The 516-nt window shown below is 52.7% G+C and carries 1 protein-coding gene; it reads left to right on the plus strand.

The annotated features are described in order from the left end of the window. Nucleotides 1–81: 81 nt before the first annotated feature. Nucleotides 82–516, plus strand: a 435-nt coding sequence (locus H1B37_RS33160; RefSeq protein WP_182871546.1) for a hypothetical protein, incomplete at its 3' end; no start/stop codon positions are given.

The following is a 516-nucleotide window of genomic DNA, read 5'->3' on the forward strand; positions in this document are numbered from 1 at the left end:
CCGCGACTTGACGTTTTCGAAGTGGAGAGTCGTTCGCGCGGCCCCGCTGAACCCAACCGTTCGTCGATAAGGAGTGATTGATTGTCGCGACCGAAGACAATCCTGTTTACACGCGGACGCTGGGACCGCATCTTTGCGACTGCGACGCTGGTCGCCTCCGGTGTTGCATTTTTCAGTATCTATCTGATTGGTGGATTGCGTTTTCTCGTTGTGCCAGTTGTTTTCGTTGGTATATGGCTCTATTTCCGACGATCAACGCCAGAATCTGGCACGCGCATTGATACGATTGAGGGGAATCCAGCGACGATCCGCCTGTTGGTTTGGCTGGGGCTGATTTTGGTGTGGACCTTTTGTTTCTTCTTGTTCGACACCCTCGTCCTTGGTAACTCGTTTCATGGTCCTCTGTATTGGTATCATTGGGTATTCTTGGTTGCTACCGTAGCGGCCATGACCATTGGCTGCGGGTTGATCGGTCCCATCTCAGCACATCAGAAACCCGCGGCAGATAACGACGAA

Source organism: Stieleria mannarensis (assembly GCF_014154935.1).
In the GTDB taxonomy this organism is placed as follows: Bacteria; Planctomycetota; Planctomycetia; order Pirellulales; family Pirellulaceae; genus Stieleria; species Stieleria mannarensis.